The sequence below is a fragment of the Microvirga sp. P4_A5 genome (genome assembly GCF_056402495.1).
The window spans coordinates 1-6861 of sequence record NZ_JBFUHH010000151.1; the positions used below are offsets into that span (position 1 = coordinate 1).

The 6861-nt window shown below is 63.5% G+C and carries 3 protein-coding genes and 3 pseudogenes; 3 read left to right on the forward strand and 3 right to left on the reverse strand.

Annotated features, from left to right (window positions below):
* A pseudogene (locus AC1DVM_RS22070) lies at nucleotides 1-228 on the forward strand (hypothetical protein); the annotation flags it as partial.
* A 203-nt stretch (nucleotides 229-431) separates the two neighbouring features.
* Here the strand turns inward: AC1DVM_RS22070 and AC1DVM_RS22075 are convergent.
* Together AC1DVM_RS22075 and AC1DVM_RS22080 are read right to left on the reverse strand one after the other, a co-directional pair.
* Nucleotides 432-584 (reverse strand): annotated as a pseudogene (locus AC1DVM_RS22075) (L,D-transpeptidase family protein); the annotation flags it as partial.
* Between the two features lie 44 nt (nucleotides 585-628).
* Nucleotides 629-1642 (reverse strand): magnesium and cobalt transport protein CorA, encoded by a 1014-nt coding sequence (locus tag AC1DVM_RS22080; RefSeq protein ID WP_477258108.1) that lies wholly within the window; start codon nucleotides 1640-1642, stop codon nucleotides 629-631.
* 142 nt (nucleotides 1643-1784) lie between these two features.
* Here AC1DVM_RS22080 and AC1DVM_RS22085 point away from each other — a divergent pair.
* Together AC1DVM_RS22085 and AC1DVM_RS22090 are read left to right on the forward strand one after the other, a co-directional pair.
* Nucleotides 1785-3694 (forward strand): annotated as a pseudogene (locus tag AC1DVM_RS22085) (potassium transporter Kup).
* A gap of 437 nt (nucleotides 3695-4131) precedes the next feature.
* On the forward strand, nucleotides 4132-5361 hold the full coding sequence (locus AC1DVM_RS22090; protein WP_477258104.1) for a flavin monoamine oxidase family protein: 1230 nt from the start codon (nucleotides 4132-4134) through the stop codon (nucleotides 5359-5361).
* A gap of 79 nt (nucleotides 5362-5440) precedes the next feature.
* Here the strand turns inward: AC1DVM_RS22090 and AC1DVM_RS22095 are convergent, their stop codons facing one another.
* A complete protein-coding gene (locus AC1DVM_RS22095) occupies nucleotides 5441-6859 on the reverse strand; it encodes an FAD-binding oxidoreductase (RefSeq protein ID WP_477258106.1) in 1419 nt (472 codons plus the stop codon).
* Between the last annotated feature and the right edge of the window lie 2 nt (nucleotides 6860-6861).

Here is a 6861-nt window from a genome sequence, read left to right on the forward strand (position 1 = left end):
ACTCGGGCCATCGAAGAGCTTCGCGCCGTCTCCGTCCTTGTCGATACGAAGGCGCCAGAGGACGCGGCCGGTTTCAAGACATGGCTTCAAGCGGTCGCCCAGAAGGCGGCGGAAGCAGGCAACGAGGGCGGATTCCTGGGCTTCGGAGGCGTCGCGGTCAGCGAAGCGGAGAAAGCGACCCTCGTCGAGATTTCCTCGGCGCTCGGCGGCAAGACGTCTTTCGCCTGATTCACTTCGCCACCTTGTTGTCTTCGGCATGAAGGCTTCACGCGACCACGATCCTCATGCGCCGATCGAAGGAATTGTTTTTGCTATAGGCGGTTCCGATCTTGGAGTTTCGAACGGCGTTATCGGAAGCGGACGTTCGAACCGGCGTGGTCTAGACACGCTGCCGCACCCGCTGCGTCTGGACCGGGCCCACTCCGTGCCCATGCGGGCAGGACGACCACCTTCGTCTTGACCGGCGTCCGTGAATACAGGTGCATCATGTCCTGACTGAGGAGGCCGACGCAGCCGCTTGTGACGCCTGTGCCGATCGACTCGGCCTCGCTGGGAGCGGAGATCGTGTAGAGTGGCGATGGACCCGGTTCGCTGGCGCTAGCCGCGGATGAGAGATTCGAATACTGGACTACAGCCACCGGTTCCGCCGAAAGCGCCAATAGAGCCAGGTGCAAACCGCGATGATTACCGTCAGCACGAGGACGTAGCCGTACCTCCACTGCAGCTCGGGCATGACATCGAAGTTCATGCCGTAGATTCCGGCCACAGCCGTCGGCACTGCCAGGATAGCCGCCCAGGCCGCGAGCTTGCGGGTGATCTCGGTCTGCTGCGCCTGGCCCGTCATCAGACTGGTCTCGAACGCGAAGGCCAGCACCTCACGCAGGGATTCGATCTCCTCCTGGACCCGGCGGATGTGGTCGGAAACATCGCGGAAGTGGGGGTACATCACGGCATCGATCCCCGGCAGCCCCGGCATTTCGAGACGCCGGCAGACTTCCACCAGCGGAACGGCGGCGTTGCGCAAACGCAGCAGATCCCGTCGCAACTGGTACAGCCTCGCAACGTGAAGCCGTGTCGGTCTTTCGGCGAGGATGTCGTCCTCAATGTGCTCCACTTCGTGTTGCACGGCTTCAATCACCGGCATGTAGTTGTCTACGATGAAATCGAGAATGGCATAGAGGATGAAGTCCTCGCCTTCGGAGAGCGACTTGGGAGCCGCTTCACAGCGTTCGCGGACCGCCGTGTACGAAGTCGAGGCGCCGTGGCGGACCGACACCACATAGCCTTGCCCGACGAACAGGTGGGTCTCGCCAAAGGCAACGCGCCCATCCAACATCTGGGCCGTTCGTAACACAATGAACAGAGCCTCGCCGTACTGTTCGAGCTTCGGCCGCTGATGCGCCTTGAGGGCATCCTCAATGGCGAGATCATGCAGGCCGAACTGTTTTTGAACCTGCCGCAGGAGGTCCAGCCCCGGCTCATGCAAGCCGATCCAAACCACGTGCCCGGGCTTGCGCGACCACTCGCCGGCCTCGGGGATCGGGATCTCAGCCACGCGTCGGCCGCACACATAGGCCGCAGAGGCGACCACGCCGGGAATTGCTTCGGACTGAACCGAAACGAGCTGGAGGGACTTCGCCATGCGGATCAACGCCGCGCCGCAGTGGATAGTGCCATCGCCACGGAGCCAAGAACCGATAGAGTCCACCCACAGGTGAAACCCGGCACCGCCCCAAATGAGTTCAGGGAAGCCATCCCGCACGGTAGCCGAGAGGAGCTGGTCGATGGCCGCGACAGGCACGAGCGGGGACGTCGCCGCAGAATTTCCCGACTCCGTGCGCGCCACGCCGACCTCCTTCTGGGCCCTGACCCTTGGGACCATCGGGGTGGTTTACGGGGACATCGGAACCAGTCCGCTCTACGCGCTCAAGGAGAGCCTTGCTGCGGCCACGGGGCACGCTGGCCCGGCCGCCCTCACCAAGGAGATGGCGGTAGGTGTGGTCTCGCTTATCCTGTGGGCGCTAATCATCATCGTAACGGTTAAGTACGTGGTCATCGTCCTTCGCGCTGACAACAACGGCGAGGGCGGCACCCTCTCGCTCGTCACGCTGGCGCACCGGGCCCTCGGGCAAAGCACTGGTCTGACAATCGTCCTGGGAATGGTGGGCGCCTCCCTCTTTTACGGCGACGTCATCATCACGCCGGCGATCTCAGTTCTTTCGGCAGTGGAGGGTTTCAAGCTAGTGACGCCCGCCTTCGAGCCTTACGTGGTGCCGCTCAGCCTTGCGATCCTGATCAGCCTGTTTGCCGTCCAGCGGTTTGGCACCGCAGGCGTGGCCAAGTTTTTCGGGCCGATCACAACTTTCTGGTTCCTCGTCATGGCTCTGGGCGGCCTGATGCATATCCGGGACGACCTGACCATCCTTGCCGCGATCAATCCGGTTCATGGCCTGAGCTTTCTGGCCGACCACGGCACAGCCGGGCTTCTCGCCCTCGGCGCGGTGTTCCTGTCCGTGACCGGAGCCGAGGCGCTCTACGCCGATCTCGGCCATTTCGGGCGCTCGCCGATCCGCGCCGCCTGGCTTGTCCTGGTTTTGCCGGCGCTTGCGCTGAATTATCTCGGCCAGGGCGCCATGTTGCTCGCTCACCCCGAAGGCCTCGAGAACCCGTTCTTCCTGCTCTACCCTTCCTGGGCGCTGCTGCCGATGGTGATCCTCGCCACCGTGGCGACGGTCATCGCAAGCCAGGCTGTGATCACGGGCGCCTTCTCCATCTCGCAGCAGGCGATGCACCTGGGCGTGCTGCCCGTTTCCGCGTGCTGCGCACGTCCGAGACCGAAAAGGGTCAGATCTACATTCCGTTCATCAACTGGCTCTTGCTCGCGGCCGTCATCCTGCTCGTCTTGCTCTTCGAGTCGTCGAGTGCCCTGGCCGCGGCCTACGGCTTGGCCGTGACGGGCGACATGGTCATCACATCGTGCCTGCTGTTCATCGTGGCGTGGAAGTTCTGGCGCTGGCCGGCGGTTCTGGCCGCGGCGGCAATTGCACCGTTTTTTGTCATCGAGCTCGTCTTCCTGGGGGCGAATGCGCTCAAGATCCCGCATGGCGGCTGGTTCCCGCTGCTGGTCGGCACAGGACTGTTCATCCTGATGCGGACATGGCGCAAGGGCTCGCGTCTGCTGGCTGAAATCTCCCACCGGGGCCGGCCGCCCCTGCCCGAGTTCGTTCGGATGTCCGAGAGAAGCACGGTGCCGCGGGTTCCGGGCACGGCCATTTTCCTCACGGGTAATGCACAGGACGTGCCTGCCGCGTTACTTCACAACCTGAAGCACAACAAGGTGCTGCACGACCACAACGTCATTCTGACCGTCGTCACCGAGGAAGTGCCACGCCTTCGAGACGAGCGGCGCGTCACTGTCGAGAAGCTCTCAGACCGGGTCTCGCGAGTGCAGGTGAAGTTCGGTTTCATGGAGACCCCGGATGTTCCAAAGGCCCTCGAAGCTGCGAACTTCAATCTGGGTGATGCCTCGTTCTTCCTGTCCCGGCGGACGCTGCGAGCGTCGGCCCTTGTGGGGCTGCCGCTCTGGCAGGACTATCTGTTCATTCCGATGGCGCGGTCCGCGAGCGACGCCTCTGACCAATCCTGTATCCCGGAAGACCAAGCCGTCGAGGTGGGCGCCCGGATTACCATCTGAACGAAGGCCATTTCAAGGATCTCACTATGATGTGCGGCACCGTCGAGAAGGTCGATGAAGCCCAGGGCAAGGTGACATGAACCCCTGGCCAGTCCCCAACCTCGACCTGGACGCGATGACGATGGTGTTTCGCGCGCAGCGCGTCCCGCATATCGTCTTCTTCTCGATCATTTCGACGCACGGCGCGAAGAGATCAATCAGCTCATCGGATGAGACATTGCTGCTCCGGGGGCCGTCTTGGGTCCCCTGCCCTGCGGTTTCATGAGACATCCTGTCAGCGGCAGCCGTTTCCTCGGCCTTCGGGTCGCAGCCATCGCCAGGCTCCAACAGCACATCAGGATGGTGGCTCCCCGAAGAGGCAGCCGCCATCAATGACACATGACAAAGCGTTATGTAGATCTTCTGTCGTTGTCGACGTGAGCAGGGAGGTGTGAACCTTGACGGAAATCGATGCGGCGATTGTCGGCGGCGGCGCGGCCGGGATTGCCGCGGGGAGGCACCTTGCCGCGGCGGGCGTGAGTTCAATCCTGATCGAGGCCGGCAACCGGACCGGCGGGCGCGCACGGACGATCGTGCGAAGYGGCATCCCGCTTGATCTCGGATGCGCCTGGCTTCATTCGGCCGATCGCAATCCTTGGGTTGACGTTGCCGCAGCCGAGAACTTCGAGATCGACCGGGTGCCACCCCCCTGGGGTCGTCAAGCTGGCAACCTCGGTTTCACATCAGAAGAGCAAGCGGAAGCTCAATCTGCGTATCAGAGCTTTCTGCGCCGGCTGCAATTGACGCCTCCCGTGAGCGACCGCGCCGCCGATGCACTGACCGCCGATGATCCCTGGAATGGCCGGGTCCAGGCGTTGAGCGGTTACATCAATGGTGTTCCGCTCGACCGGGTATCCGTTACCGATTTTCTCACCTACGACGACGCCGACACCGGGGTGAATTGGCGGGTCCGGGCAGGATACGGTGCGCTGATTGAGCATTCCAGCAGGAATCTCCATGTCGCGCTCGGCACCAGCGTCTCGTCGATCGACGCTTCGGGTGCGCAGCTGCGGATCGTGACGACGGCAGGCACGTTATCGTCACGCCTTGCCATTGTGACGGTCTCGACAAACGTTCTGGCCAGCGGCTCATTGCGCCTGCCTCCCGGACTGGACGACCGATGCGAAGCGGCCGCGCGCCTTCCGCTGGGATACGCCGAAAAAATCTTCTTCGCGCTCGATTCACCCCGCGGGTTCGAGACCGATACGCAAGTCATTGGACGCCCACGGGCGGCAGAATCCGGCAGCTACCATCTGCTTCCGTTAGGGAGACCCGTCATCGAGGGGTTTTTCGGCGGCCAAGGGGCAGAGGCCATCGTGGCGGCTGGCGAGCTCGGAGGCCCCGCTATTGCGCTCGATGAACTGGTCGGCTTGTTCGGCTCGGATATTCGAAGCCGTCTATGTCCGGTTGCTCGCTCGGGCTGGCTAAATGATCCGCGCATTGGAGGTTCCTACAGCCACGCATTGCCCGGACAAAGCGACGCGCGACAGATCCTCAGCGCCACCTACGAGGACCGCATCTTTTTCGCGGGCGAGGCTTGCTCCCCCGCGGATTTCTCAACGGCCCACGGAGCCTACACGACAGGCATCCGTGCTGCGACAGAGGCCCTGGAGGTCCTTCGAAGGTAGCAAGCGCGGCGGACTTGGCGCGCTCGCGGCGGGTGTGGGGCCATCCGAGATCGCCAACCACCTTGGGATCGGTCGCGCCTCAGTCTATCGCGCCCTCGCCCCGTAACTGCCTCTGCGCCACGCTCGCTTGCGCAAGCCGCACATTCCCCATGGCGGCAGTCCCGATGGCCCGCTGCACAGCTGCCGAAAGGTCCTGGACGAGCGCCGGAGTATAGCGGTCGTAGAGCGCCTGGTTGGAGCGTCCCAGTGCGTGCTCGCCGCTGAAGCTGCCGCCGTAGCGGATCACCACCAGCTCGAGAACCTGATCGCGGACCCGGCCGATATAGCCGGCATCCGGCCGCTCGGGATGGACGAGGTTGAAATGGACGCCGCCATCCGCAATGTGCCCGAAATCACAAACGGCAAGCTCCGGGAAAGTCTCTCCCAGCAGCCCAATGATTTCCCGCCGGAACCGCGCGAGATCGGAGCGTCGCAGGGAAAGATCGAACGCGATCACGTAGCCGGAAGCCTTCAGCCCTTCCGATAGCGCATGTCGGATCAACCACAGATCCTCCGAGCGGCCCACCAAGGCGTCGCTGAGCAGGGCAGGCTCGCCCTCGAAACTATCGGCCAGTACGCTTTCGAGGAACGACTCAAGATCCAATTCGCCCTCGCGCGGCGCCCAGCTTCGTGTCAGCTCCACCAGGATCGCATAAGGCGGGATCGTGCCGTGCGCGAAGGGATTGCGCAGATGCTTCACATGGCAGAGCGCACGCTCCATCGCATTGCGCGACATGCCCTCGAATGCGGTCAGATATTCCCCGCACCGTTCTTCCAGGTATCGCAGCAGGAGCGGCACGCTTTCATCGCTCTCTGGGACCACCAGGGCGGTTGCGGTCTGCCCGGGCCGGCGCTGGAGTTCCAGCACGGCTTTGGTGACGATCCCGAAGGCGCCGCTGGTGCCGATGAAAAGCTGCTTGAGGTCCACGTGGGAATTGTCCTTGCGTAGGCCGGATGCGAGGTCGAGGATAGTGCCGTCGGCGTCGGGCAGAACCACTTCCAGTCCGAGCACCTGCCGTCGCATCGAACCGTAGCGCAGAAAGCGCGCGCCGCCTGTGTTGGTGGCGACCATGCCACCGACCATCGGGTCCGCGCCGAGATCTACCGGCAGGAAGAAGCCGTGAGGCGCCAGCGCATCGTTCAGCGCCGACAGCCGGACGCCGGCCGCGACCTCGACGGTGCGGTTGTCGACATCGATCGCCAACGGTGTGGTGAGGCGGTCGAGGCTGAGGACGCCCTGCGCGCCCGAAGCGTCGGGCGTCGAGCCCCCGACCAGCCCGGTATTGCCGCTCTGCGGGATCAACCGGATGCCCTGCTTCACCGCATAAGCCATCACTGCCGATACCTGCTGCGTCGTCTCGGGGCGCACTACGAAGGCGGCCCTGCCCTCGTCGTATCGTGCGCCGATCTCATAGGAACGCATGAGCGACGGATCTTCGACGAGGCCCTTCGGCCCCACGA

Excerpts from the sequence above, each read along its gene's own strand:
- AC1DVM_RS22080 (WP_477258108.1), bottom strand. The coding sequence starts at position 1,642 with ATGGCGAAGTCCCTCCAGCTCGTTTCGGTTCAGTCCGAAGCAATTCCC.